The organism is Hyphomonas pacifica, from assembly GCF_000682675.1.
Classification (GTDB): Bacteria; Pseudomonadota; Alphaproteobacteria; order Caulobacterales; family Hyphomonadaceae; genus Hyphomonas; species Hyphomonas pacifica.
The window spans coordinates 31,218-43,536 of the sequence record NZ_AWFA01000002.1 but is presented as its reverse complement, the minus strand read 5'-3'; the positions used below and the strand labels follow the sequence as shown (position 1 = coordinate 43,536).

Annotated in this window: 9 protein-coding genes; 1 reads left to right on the top strand and 8 read right to left on the bottom strand. The window is 57.8% G+C overall.

Annotated elements, in window-relative coordinates; all coding sequences use genetic code 11:
* Positions 1-23 precede the first annotated feature (23 nt).
* The 5 genes from HY2_RS01235 to HY2_RS01215 form a co-directional block, all read right to left on the bottom strand.
* Positions 24-1,229, bottom strand: coding sequence for an acetyl-CoA C-acetyltransferase (locus HY2_RS01235; RefSeq protein ID WP_034823902.1), 1,206 nt, complete (start codon positions 1,227-1,229; stop codon positions 24-26).
* A 30-nt stretch (positions 1,230-1,259) separates the two neighbouring features.
* Positions 1,260-1,685 carry a PaaI family thioesterase gene (locus HY2_RS01230; RefSeq protein WP_034823900.1) on the bottom strand — a complete coding sequence of 142 codons (426 nt, stop codon included), beginning with the start codon at positions 1,683-1,685 and terminating at the stop codon, positions 1,260-1,262.
* Positions 1,686-1,691: 6 nt separating this feature from the next.
* Positions 1,692-2,858 carry an acyl-CoA dehydrogenase family protein gene (locus tag HY2_RS01225; protein WP_034823898.1) on the bottom strand — a complete coding sequence of 389 codons (1,167 nt, stop codon included), beginning with the start codon at positions 2,856-2,858 and terminating at the stop codon, positions 1,692-1,694.
* 179 nt (positions 2,859-3,037) lie between these two features.
* Complete coding sequence (locus HY2_RS01220) at positions 3,038-4,822, bottom strand: acyl-CoA dehydrogenase C-terminal domain-containing protein (protein ID WP_034823896.1); 1,785 nt, start codon at positions 4,820-4,822, stop codon at positions 3,038-3,040.
* Positions 4,823-4,933: 111 nt separating this feature from the next.
* On the bottom strand, positions 4,934-5,413 hold the full coding sequence (locus HY2_RS01215) for a MerR family transcriptional regulator (protein WP_051594591.1): 480 nt from the start codon (positions 5,411-5,413) through the stop codon (positions 4,934-4,936).
* Between the two features lie 218 nt (positions 5,414-5,631).
* Between HY2_RS01215 and HY2_RS01210 the strand changes: the two genes are divergently transcribed.
* The gene (locus HY2_RS01210) at positions 5,632-9,036 is read left to right on the top strand and encodes a peptidoglycan-binding protein (RefSeq protein ID WP_034823895.1); all 3,405 of its coding nucleotides are present in this window, start codon (positions 5,632-5,634) and stop codon (positions 9,034-9,036) included.
* A gap of 22 nt (positions 9,037-9,058) precedes the next feature.
* Here the strand turns inward: HY2_RS01210 and HY2_RS01205 are convergent, their stop codons facing one another.
* The 3 genes from HY2_RS01205 to HY2_RS01195 form a co-directional block, all read right to left on the bottom strand.
* Positions 9,059-10,330 (bottom strand): amidohydrolase family protein, encoded by a 1,272-nt coding sequence (locus tag HY2_RS01205; protein ID WP_034823894.1) that lies wholly within the window; start codon positions 10,328-10,330, stop codon positions 9,059-9,061.
* On the bottom strand, positions 10,327-11,742 hold the full coding sequence (locus HY2_RS01200; protein ID WP_034823893.1) for an amidohydrolase: 1,416 nt from the start codon (positions 11,740-11,742) through the stop codon (positions 10,327-10,329). The genes HY2_RS01205 and HY2_RS01200 overlap by 4 nt, the downstream gene beginning before the upstream one ends.
* Positions 11,743-11,870: 128 nt before the next feature.
* Positions 11,871-12,200: a hypothetical protein gene (locus HY2_RS01195; RefSeq protein ID WP_233346068.1), complete on the bottom strand. Its 330-nt coding sequence runs from the start codon at positions 12,198-12,200 to the stop codon at positions 11,871-11,873.
* Positions 12,201-12,319: the final 119 nt, after the last annotated feature.

The window sequence follows — 12,319 nt, the reverse complement described above, 5'->3', positions numbered from 1 at the left end:
ATATTCCGTTCGTCTGTATTTGATTAAACGCGTTCGATGATCGTGGCCGTGCCCATGCCAGCACCGACACAGAGCGTGATCAGCGCGGTTTCCTTGTCGGCCCGCTCCAGCTCGTCGACCATGGTACCGAGGATCATGCCTCCGGTCGCGCCCAGTGGGTGCCCCATGGCAATTGCGCCACCATTCACATTCATCTTGTCGTGCGGAATGTTGAGGTTCTGCATCATGAGCAGGACAACCGACGCAAAGGCCTCGTTCAGCTCATACAAGTCTATATCTTCCGGGTTCATGCCGGCTTTCTTCAAAACCTTCTGCGACACATAGGTCGGGCCCGTCAGCATGATGCCAGGTTCGGAGCCAATGGAAGCCATCGCCTTGATGCGTGCACGTGGTTTGAGTCCAAAGGCTTCACCCATTTCCTTTGAGCCGAACAGCACGGCAGATGCGCCATCCACGATGCCGGACGAGTTACCAGCATGGTGCACATGGTTGATCTTTTCGAGTTCCGGATAGCGCTGCTTGATAACTTCATCGAAGCCCATCGCACCCATGCCGGCGAAAGACGGGTTCAGGCCAGCCAGAGACTGCATATCGGCATCTGGGCGCATATGTTCATCATGGTCGAGGCGGATGCCGCCCATCTGATCCTTGACCGGAACAATGGACTTTGCAAAGCGACCTTCTTTCCAGGCCGTGGCGGCGCGCTTCTGACTTTCGACAGCGAAAGCATCCACATCGTCACGGGAGAAACCATATTTGGTGGCAATCGTGTCGGCACCGATGCCCTGAGGGGCGAAATAGGTTTTGAGTGCGACTTGCGGGTCAGAAGACCAGGCACCGCCGGATGCGCCCATCGGTACGCGGCTCATGCTTTCGACACCGCCGCCAATGGCCATGTCGGCTTCGCCAGTCATCACCTTGGAAGCGGCCATGTTGCAGGCCTCCAGACCGGACGCGCAGAAGCGGTCCACCTGCACACCGGCCGTGGTTTCTGCGTATTCGGCATTTAGGACAGCAACGCGTGCAATGTCTGCACCCTGCTCGCCCACCGGGCTGACGCAGCCAAGCACGACATCGTCCACCTTGGACGTGTCCAACTCGTTCCGATCACGTATCGCCTGCAGAACCTGCGTGGCGAGGCTCAGCGAGGTGATTTCGTGCAACGCGCCGGAGGACTTTCCCTTGCCGCGGGGCGTGCGCACCGCGTCGTAGATATATGCTTCAGTCATTGGAGAGGCTCCTTCTAGAACTGGTAATCATTAGGTCGGCTTAAGTACCGGGTTCAGTGTCAAACTCGCGGAAGAGCGGGCCGCTTCCTTGCCGCGGGAATCATAAAGCTCTGCTTCGGCAAACAGCATGGCGCGGCCAACATTTCTGAGGCGCGCAACAACTTCAATCTGGCCCTTGCGAACCGGACGCAGGAAGTGCGTGTGCAGATCTACCGTCGAGGGCAGCTTGCTCTTGCCAGCCTTCATTCCGGCCAGCATGCCAATTGTATCATCCATCATGGCCACAAGATAGCCGCCCTGGATCACGCCTGCGGGATTACAAAATTCCGGCCGCCCTTCAAATCGCACCCGCGTCGTCAATTCCTTCATGTCCAGGGCCAGAAGCTCAAAGCCAAGAGACGTCGAGCTGGGGCTTGGCGCAGGAAAGACATCGCGGATGAGGTCTTTATCAGGCATCGGAACTTATAGCGTCCTCGCGATCAGCATTTTCATCACTTCATTCGCACCACCATAGATGCGCTGGACGCGGGCGTCGGCATACATCTGGGCAATCGGATACTCGTCCATATAGCCGAAGCCTCCATGCAGCTGCAGGCACTCGTCTATGATCTTGCACTGCAGGTCAGAGATCCAGTATTTCGACATGGACGCCGTCGCTGCATCCAGCTGTTCTTTCAGCAGAAGATCCGTGCAGTGATCAGCAAATACTTTGGCAACGGTCGCCTCGGTCTTGCATTCGGCCAGCGTGAACTGAGTGTTCTGGAAGTCGAAAATCGTGCCACCAAAGGCCTTGCGGCCCTTCACATATTCCACGGTTTCGTGGATTGCGCGCTCGATCATACCAACGCCCTGAAGGCCAATGATGTGACGTTCCTGAGGCAGTTTCTGCATCAGCTGGATAAAGCCTTTGCCTTCCACTTCGCCCAGGAGGTTGGAGGCCGGCACGTGGACATCGTCAAAGAACAGCTCGGACGTATCGGCCGCATGCTGGCCAACTTTTTCTAGGTTCCGGCCACGGCGAAAACCTTTCACCTTATCCGTTTCAACGCCGATAATGGAAATGCCCTTGGCACCCTGGGTCGGATCGGTCTTCACGCAGAGCAGGATCAGATTGGCGGACTGGCCATTTGAAATGAAGGTCTTCGAGCCATTGATGACATATTCATCGCCATCGCGCTTGGCCGTCGTCTTCATACCTTGAAGGTCAGAGCCTGCGCCCGGCTCGGTCATTGCAATGGCGGTGACGATCTCCCCGGTGCAGATGCCCGGCAGCCAGCGGCGTTTCTGCTCTTCCGTGCCATAGGCGGTGATGTAGGGCGCGATAATGGCGTTGTGCAGCGTGATGCCGAAGCCATCGACACCTTTCCATTGCTGCTGCTCAATGATGATCGCCTCATGACGGAAATCACCGCCCGCACCGCCATATTCTTCCGGTACGGATGCCCCCAGCAGGCCTATCTCGCCAGCCTTCTTCCAGATTTCGAGCGGCACCTTGCCATCCTTGCGCCATTGCTGGACATGCGGCACACATTCTTTCTCGAAGAACTGGCCTACCGCATCGGAGAATATGTCGAGTTCCTCTTCCTGACGCCAAGCTGGCTTCGGGACATCCAATGGGCTCTCGTACATATTTTCCTCCAGTATTTTATCCGGCTCAAGCTTGCCGCTTACGTTCACGTAAAGATGTAGCGGCTGGTCCAGTCTTTTCCCAGCCCTCCCGTTGCGTCAAAACGGCTGGAATGACATGAAATTTTTGTGGGGTGACGGATGAGCTGGTCGCCTCACCCGCCACTCAGCTTGGACGTTTATCAGAAAACCTCTGCCGGCAGAGCCATCATGGAGCCTGCGCCGGTCTTCACCTTGGCTAGGTGCGCGGCAGCATCCGGAAGCATCCGGTCAAGGAAATAGCGGCCGGTGGCCAGCTTTTCTTCATAATATGGATCGCCGGAACTTTTCTGCTCCACGGCAACCTTGGCCATGCGGGCCCACATATAGGCCAGCGCCGTAATGCCGAAGAGATGCAGATAATCGTGGCTGGACGCGCCGGCATTGTTGAAGTCCGTCATACCGTTCTGCATCAGCCAGGTTGTGGCTTCCTGCAGCTGGCCTTTCACCTCTGCAAGCCCCTCCGCAAACTGCTTCAGCTCTTCATTGCCCTCGATGTCGCTGGCAAAATCATCCAGCTCGGCAAAGAAGCTGAAGACCGCACGGCCGCCATTCGCGGCAAGTTTGCGCCCCACCAGGTCCAGCGCCTGAATACCATTCGTGCCTTCATAGATCAGCGTGATCCGGCAATCGCGAACAATCTGCTCCAGACCCCACTCGCGGGTGAAGCCAGACCCACCATGCAGCTGCAGCCCCTGATTGGCCGTTTCAAAGCCCTTGTGGGTGAGATAGGCCTTCACGACAGGCGTCAGCAGGGCCATATAGTCGCCCGCTTTCTCACGCACTTTCTCGTCCGGAGATTTGTGCTGCAGATCACCCTGGAATGCGGTCCAGTAGGCAAAGGCGCGCGCGCCTTCAATAAAGGCCTTCTGGTCCATCAACATACGGCGCACATCCGGGTGCACAATGATAGGGTCGGCAGCCTTCTCCGGCTCTTTCGCGCCGGTCAGCGAGCGGCCCTGAAGGCGATCTTTCGCAAAGTCTACGGCATTCTGATAGGCGATTGAGGCTTGCGCCAGGCCCTGCAGGCCAACGCCGAGGCGCGCTTCGTTCATCATGACGAACATGGTGCGCATGCCTTTATGCTCTTCGCCGACGAGCCAACCCGTCGCGCCATCATAATTCATGACACAGGTGGCATTACCATGAATGCCCATCTTCTCTTCCAGGCCGCCACAGGAGCACGCATTACGCTCACCCAGTGAACCGTCTTCGCCGACCATGTATTTCGGAACGAGGAACAGGGAGATGCCCTTGATGCCTTCCGGGGCACCTTCGATGCGCGCCAAGACCAGGTGGATAATATTCTCGGTCAGATCCTGCTCACCGCCGGAAATCCAGATCTTCTGGCCGGTCAGCTTGTAGGAGCCGTCAGGTTGGGGCACCGCCTTAGTCTTGATCAGACCAAGATCCGTCCCGCATTGCGGCTCAGTCAAATTCATCGTACCGGCCCATTCGGCAGATGCCATCTTGGGCCCATATTTCTGCTTCAGCTCATCAGAGCCGCCGGCCATAAGCGCCTGAAACGCGCCATGGGTGAGGCCCGGATACATGCCAAAAGCCATGTTCGAAGAGGACACCATCTCGGTCCACGCAATGTTCACAACGTGCGGCAGGCCCTGCCCGCCCATTTCCGGCGTGGTGGACAGCAGCGGCCAGCCACCTTCCACCAGCTGGCGGTACGCGTCCGGAAAGCCGTCAGGCGTCTTCACGCTGGCATCGTCATTGCGCTTGCAGCCCTGCTGGTCGCCCACAGCGTTCAGGGGAAACAGAACCTCTTTGGCAAACTTGCCACCCTCTTCCAGAATGGCGTTGATCAGGTCTGGCGTTGCTTCTTCAAAGCCCGGGAGATTTGAGTAGTTCTGGATCTGCAGCATCTCCTGCAGGATGAACTTCATATCGCGGACGGGAGCATCATAACGGGGCATGAAAATTTTCCTGTTAAGTATGGAATGAATGGCTACGCTGAATAGCGCGCCATTCTGGAAAAGTCGTTCTAGAGACCACTGCCTTCCGCAAATGGAAGGGCAGCCAAGGTCCTAAACCTCGTCAAGTTGCCTGCGGGCAATCTCGTCATAAGCGGCCAGCTGCCGCTTGTTCTCATCAGACGGTCCGGTGTTTGCAATTTGCGTTTCCAGCCAGGCGATGCCCTTGCGCAACTCTGTGAGAGCAGTGTCAATGTCGCTGCGCTGAATTTCCAGCTCCTTGGCCTGCTTGCGGAATTTCTCCAGCGACATGCGCATCTGCGCCCGCTGGCCGTCATCCAGAACATAAAGGTCAAGGATTTCGCGGATATCCGCGAGCGGCAGGCCGAGCCGTTTCAGCCTGACGATGATGGTGAGCCGGGCCCGGTCCCTGTTCGAATAGACGCGCGTCATGCCATCCCGTGCCGGGTGGAGCATGTCCTTGTCTTCGTAGAACCGTAGCGCCCTTGGCGTTACGCCGAACTCGCGAGCAAGCTCGGAAATTGTGTAAGTGCGAGAATCCGCTGCGGAGATTTTGGAGAGCTTGTGGGTCATGCCGTAAATCTAGATCAGCCCTTACGCGAACGTCAACGTAAACTTTTATTGACCAGAAAACTGCCGCCTCATCTTCGCGCCAGTATTACCAATTTCTCTGATTTTCTTTACGTTTAACCCACTTTTAATACGGCGCCTGTCATCAACAATCTAAATGTGAACGAATCCGCCTGATCGGTTAATCCCGATAGGTGATTCAACCTGTTCAGGAGATGGGGATGAGCCAGACAGGACCCTGGAGCGTAAAAGGGATCGACCAGCGCGCAAGAGATGCCGCGCGGGAGGCTGCCAGTGCAGAAGGCCTTACGCTCGGGGAGTATCTGAATCGACTGCTGATGTCAGCGGAAGCCCCGCGCCCGAACGAAGTATCTGCACCCTATGAGAGCCGCCGCCTGAGACCTGACGCGGCTTCCAGCACAATCGACAAGCTGACCAAGCGAATCGAAGCGACAGAGGCGCGCTCGACCCTGGCAATCACCGGCATGGATCACACCATACTTGGTCTCGTCGCCCGGCTTGAGGAATCCGAGCACAATACGGCTTCGATGACAGGCCATGTCGAGAGCCTGCTGGATGAGCTGCGCGAAACGCATGAGGCTCTGCAGGCCAAGGTGCGTCGCATGGAACAAGACAGTTCTGCGCGCGAAAACCTTGAAGCCCTGAAATCTCTCGAAGAGGCCCTTGGCAAACTTGCCAGCCACGTGTTCGAGGAAAACGAACTCGCGCACAACGAAGCCCAGGCCATAAAGGGCCGGGTGGAAGCAGGATTCTCAGACCTGAGCGAGCGCGTGGAAGGCATGGAAACGCGCGTTGAAAACACGTTGTCTCATGCAGTCGCCCGCGTGGAGAAGGCTGTCGAGCAGGCCGAACTGCGCGCCGAAGGTGCCGCGCGGCACCTGTCCGAACGGCTCACTACACTGGAAGGTCGGGTCAATCAGGATATTGCGCATCCTGGCAATGCCGCCCCGGACATGGAGGTGGTAAACGCCCGGATCTCCGAGGCCGTGGACTCCATGGATTCCAAGATAGAAGGCATTCAGGACCGCCTAAACCGCGCCGAAACAGCCACGGACACAGCTCTGCAGAGCCTGGAAGCGACCTACAGCCAGCTCGACGAGAAGATCGGAGCTCTGTCTGAAAGCGTTGACCCAGACATTGCCCGGAAGCTGCGCGAGGAATTCAATGCGCGCTTTGAAGACATCACCCGCTCAGTACGCGAAACGGTCGACAAGGCACGCCAAGAACTAGTGGAAGAAATTTCCCGCGCAGCCTCTGCGGATTCCTCCGAAGCCGTCGACGAGCTGTCGTCCAGCTTTGATAAGCGACTGCAGGACATCGAAAACCGCGATGACGCGCTGACCAGCGATGCCATCCGCGAAGAGATTGGCCAATTTGGCGATATGGTCAGTGAACGCATGGACGAAATGGCGGGCCATGTAGACCGGCGCGTCAAGGAAAGCGAACAACGCAGTGCTGACGCCATCTCGCAGATCGGGGATCAGGTGGCAAAGGTCGCCACGCGCCTGCGAGTGCGCCAGGACAAGGCCTTGCAAACCCTGGCAACGCAGATCGATGAAAACCGCAAGCATTCGGACAATCGCCTGTCCGATGCCCTATCCAATGTATCTGAACGTCTTGAGCAAATTCAGACCCAGACCACATCCTCGCTCTCGCCGCTCCAGAAGGCAATCACCTCTCTGGCGACGCGCCTTGAAAGCCTGGAAGACTTCACCGCGCCCGCGTATGCCGGCCGGAATTCAGAGCCATCTTCTGTTGCCCCCCGCGTGGCTGATGACGTGCCGGAAAACCTGTTTGCAACGGATAACGATGAAATAGTCGAGATTGAAGACTCTGTGTTCGAAGAGGACTTTGAACCCGGTCTTCCGGATGCGGAGTTCACAGCGGAAGAACAGAAAGAGGCCCTACGGGACAGCCAATCGGAACAGGCATCGCCCCCTCGGCAGACATCATCTCTCTATGAGTCCGCAGACGATGACTCCCCATTCGTCGAACTGGACGAAGATGAAGACAACGATGACGATCTCAGCTTCTTTGAGACGACTTCCGATTTCGGCATTCAAATGGATGCAGTTGAAGGCGAAGAAGGCACCGGAGCAACAGACCCCCTGTCTGCCCTCATGGGCCTGGACGACAGCCATACTGAAGCCCGCGATTCAGACATCTTCGATGCCGAGGACTTCGACAGCGAAGCCGATCTGCACAGCTTCATCCAAGAGGTTCAGGACACCGAAGAGCCGACATCCGAGCCCGAAGCTGTGGCCGAGACTGAAGAGACAGAAGAGACGGAAAATTATATCGCAATGGCACGCCGCGCGGCGATTGCGGCCTCTAACGGCGCACCCTCTGCGCGCAAGGACAAGATGGCGCCCGCAAAGGGAAGCCGCTCCAACAGCAAGATGCCGCTCTATGCGGCTGCGTCTGCAGTCGTAATCACCGGCGCTGCTGTCGGTGGATATTTGTACCTGCGTGGCACTCAGGACGCGCCTCATGTGTCGACAGCCGCAACGCCCGTAGTGCCTTCTGCGGCCACACCGGCCTCTGAAGAGACTGCTCCGCAGGGAGACGACATGGCTTTTAAGGCAGGCTTGCCCGAGGCCGCAGGAACAGAGGCTGAGGCGGTGCCCGCCAATGTCGATATGGAAGACATGCTGTTTGGCCGTGAAGCGGAAACGGCGCCCACCTCTGAAGCCAGTACGGAAACCAGCCCAGAAGCCACCATCGAGACCGATCCTGCCACGAAGGCCGACAACCCGTCGATCATGTCTGCAACGATTGTCCAGAAGGCCCCCGCCTATGAGCCGATCCCGGAAACAGGCACGCTGAAAGGCGCCGCCGCAGCAGGAAACCCCGTCGCACGCTACACACTAGCGCAGGCATATCTCGCCGAAGGTAGGCTTCAGGACGGCGCAGACCTCATGCAGGAAGCGGCTGTCGGCGGGCTAGCCATTGCGCAGTACAGACTTTCCAAGCTGCACGAAAAAGGCACAGGCGTTCCCAAGGACCTCTCCCTTGCACGCCAATGGACAAAGCGCGCAGCCGAGAATGGCAACATTAATGCCATGCACGACTATGCCGTCTACATGGCACAGGGCGATGGCGGGCCGCAAAGCTATGCTGGCGCGGTTGAATGGTTCCGTCAGGGTGCGGAGTATGGCATCGTCGATAGCCAGTACAATCTCGGAATCCTGTACGAGGAAGGACTCGGCATCAGCCCCGATCTGGAAGAAGCGCTCTATTGGTTCAACGTGGCCGCCCGCAATGGCGACGCAGGCGCGCCGGCGAAAGTACGTGAGCTGAGCGCCAGGGTTTCACCGGAAGCCGACGCACGCGCCCTGAACCGCGCGGATCTGTGGAATGCTGCGCCGGCCAATGCTACAGCAAATGGTCGGTTCGAGCTTCAGTCTTGGCAGTTGGGGAACCCTCAGCAGGTAAAAGCCATTCAGGCCGCCCTGAACACGATGGGCTACAACGCCGGCACTCCGGATGGCATTCTCGGGACTGGCACAGCCGCAGCGATCCGCGAATACCAGTCCGACACCGGACTTGCCGCCACAGGCCACGTGACGCAAGAACTGATCGAGCAACTCAACGCAGGCGCCTGACCCGCGTTGAGCCTTTGATCTATCAGGGTTTGTGATACGCCATGGGGCGCTCGCTCTCATCCAGATTGAGATACCGGTCCCGCAGACGTGTCTGACGGGACTGAAGCGATTGCGCCTCTCCATCAATGATGACCGCGACGGGGCTCGAAGTAACTTCCAGCGGATCACCATCCCATGCCACAACATCGGCATGTGCGCCCGGAGCAAGTGTTCCATATCCGGTCATGTTGAAGATCTCTGCCGGAACAACCGTCAGGGCAGCAAGCGCCTCATCAAAATCCAGCCCATTGGCCACCGCATTGCCTGCAATTTGGCTCGCCAGACGGGCCTGCTGGGCAGAATCGCCGACATTCGCAATCGCAAAGGCAACGCCCGTTTCAGCCAGCCGGCTGGCATTCTCTGATGTTGCCGCCAGACGCTCAAAGCTGGAAGGCAGGTTGGAAAAGGCGTCTACGATAACAGGAATATCCAGTTTCGCCAGTCGCGGCGCAACCCGCCAGGCCTCATCCCCGCCCACAATCACGAACTTCAGATTCGGCTGTTCTTCAGCCAGATCCATTACCGCGTTAAGGTCGCTAGCGCGATGCGCCTGAACCATAATCAGTTGCTGGCCGCGCGCTGCCGGGCTGAAGGCCTGCGCGTCCAGACGCTTCAGCGCATCACCCTCGCTATTGGCAATGTAGCGCGCAGGATAGGTCCGGCCATCATCCAGCGCGGCTTTCAGCGTTGCCATGGCAGACGCCCGCGACCCACCCGTCAGCCCTGCTCCAGCTTCGCCAAGCGCGATGAAGGTGAATGCCTTCTCCGTAAGCGGCGTATCGAGATCACCGCTCGTGTCGGCAATGAAGCCCTGTCCACCAAACATGGTGTTGCCTGTCTGCGGCGCAACGACTAGGCGCGTAAACCCTTCGATACGGGTTACATCAATCGCCGTCGAATCCGGATTGAACCCGTCTGCCGCATTGAGCGAAATGGAATAGACTGATGCCGCGGCCAACGCATCATTGGTCGGGTCTTCCGCGCCAACCTCAACCAGCCCCGTCTGCGAATAGGCTGAGATCAGGCCGGGCGTGACCCATTTTGCGGAAATTTCAGAGGCCCCATCCGGCACGGCCATACTGGCCCCGCCAACGGCTGTGATGCGATCATCCTCGATCACAACAACACCATTCTTGATGGTTCCCTGGCTTGTACCTGTCCAGACGCTCTCCCCACGGATCACATATGTATCTGCCAGAGCGGGTGTGGTCAGCCAGGTAAAGGCCGCGAGGGCTGTTGCAAGACTCTTCCTCATTTTCGGTCTCCTTCGCCAGGCTGGCCAATTTCAAAGTCCGTCACCGGATCAGATTCAGGGGTGCTGCGATCATACATCAGGGCGCCATCAATGAAGACCTGATCTGCCTTGGTATAGACACTGAACGGATCGCCGGACCAAATCACCACATCGGCCATTTTGCCGGGTTTCAGGCTGCCCGTGCGGTCATCAATACCAAGCGACTTTGCTGGATTGATGGACAGCCAGGTCCAGGCTTCCTCCTCCGGAATGTCGATGCCGATCTTGCGGCCATCAGACCATGCCTTGGCGGCTTCCTGGTTCAAGCGCTGGATGCCAACATCGCTGTCAGAGTGCACAATCGCACACGCGCCCGCCTTGTGCACCAGCGGGATGTTCTCGCGAATACCGTCATAGGCTTCCATCTTGAAGCCCCACCAATCCGCCCACATGGACGAACATGCGCCATACTCGGCCAGCTTGTCGGCAATCTTGTAGCTTTCGACAGCATGGTGGAAGGAGGCGACCTTGTAGCCAAACTCCTTCGACATATCCATGATCTGGGCCATTTCGTCGGCGCGATAGCAGTGCATGTGCACTAGGATGTCACCATTCAGCACACCCGCAAGCGTGTCCAGTTCCAAATCGCGAGCCGGTGGCTCGCCGCCCTCTTTCTCATACTTGTCCCATTTACGCTTGTACTCCGTCGCGCGGATCCAGGCTGAGCGATAGCCCGCCATATTGCCCATGCGGGAATATGGCGCGCCGCCCGGAAAACGTCCGCCGCCATAGCCATAGACTCGCTTCGGATTCTCGCCGCATGCCATTTTAAGCGTGTAAGGCGCATTGGGGAATTTCATGCCCTGTACGGTGCGGCTCGGCACATTCTTCACAATCACACCTCGACCGCCAATCAGGTTCGCACTGCCCGGCAGGATCTGCAGAGACGTGATGCCACCAGCCAGCGCGCGGGTGAAGCCTGGATCCTGTGGCCAGACGCCATGCTCGGACCAGACCTCAGCCGTCACCGGCGCGGAAATTTCGTTACCATCCCCGTGCGCACTAACGCCAGGGGATGGGTACACGCCCAGGTGGCTGTGATTGTCGATAATGCCAGGCGTTACCCAACGGCCTGACGCATCAATCGTCATCGCACCTTCCGGGGCCTCCAGGTCGCTGCCAATGGCGGAAATCTTGCCGTCTTCCAGCAACAGGCTGCCATTCTCGATCCGTGCCCCCTCGCCATCCAGGATGGTGGCATTGGTGATCAGAACTGGCGCATTGGGATAGGGTGAATAAGTGGAAGGATACGGGTTCTTGTCGAACGTAATTTCCGCCTCCTTTTTCTCCGCAGCTTCATCCTTACCACCACCGCAAGCCGACAGCATGAATGCTGCCGCCACGCCGGCAACCAGTCGGTGTGATATTCTCATCTCGTCTGAGCCCCGTATAACCGCAATTCTGCGGCTATAGTGCTTACATTTGCAACTATCGCAAGTGTGTCAGCCTTTCGGCTCTGCATCCGATGGCTGAAAGCGCACGCCGGTCAGCAATTTAGACACTATCTGCCGTCTGGATGAACATCTCGCTTCTCGCGCCCGAACACGAGCCGCATCAGCCAGTTCGGGGCGAAACGCTCAACCCGGGGATGACGGGCCAGCACGCTCTCCATCCATCGGCGCCCCCACATCGCATTGCGGCCCAGCAACACGACGCCGAGAATGGCGATTGGCAGGCCAACCGGAATCACCGGTGTGAGAAACGCAATCGGAATGGCAACAGCAATCATGATGAGGCCAAGCAGGGCCAGCACCTGACGGAAAGCCACATACACCCCGTTACGCAGGGGGCTGATCGGTTTGGCTGTGATTGTACTCTGTTGATTATCCACGGAAGTCTCGTCGTCCAGCATTTCCGAAATATGATACTCGTGTCAGGCCGCGCCACATAAAACAGCAGGTTGTCTTCAAAGTCTGGCGTGGACGTTACCTGATTGCTACACCACCTTGA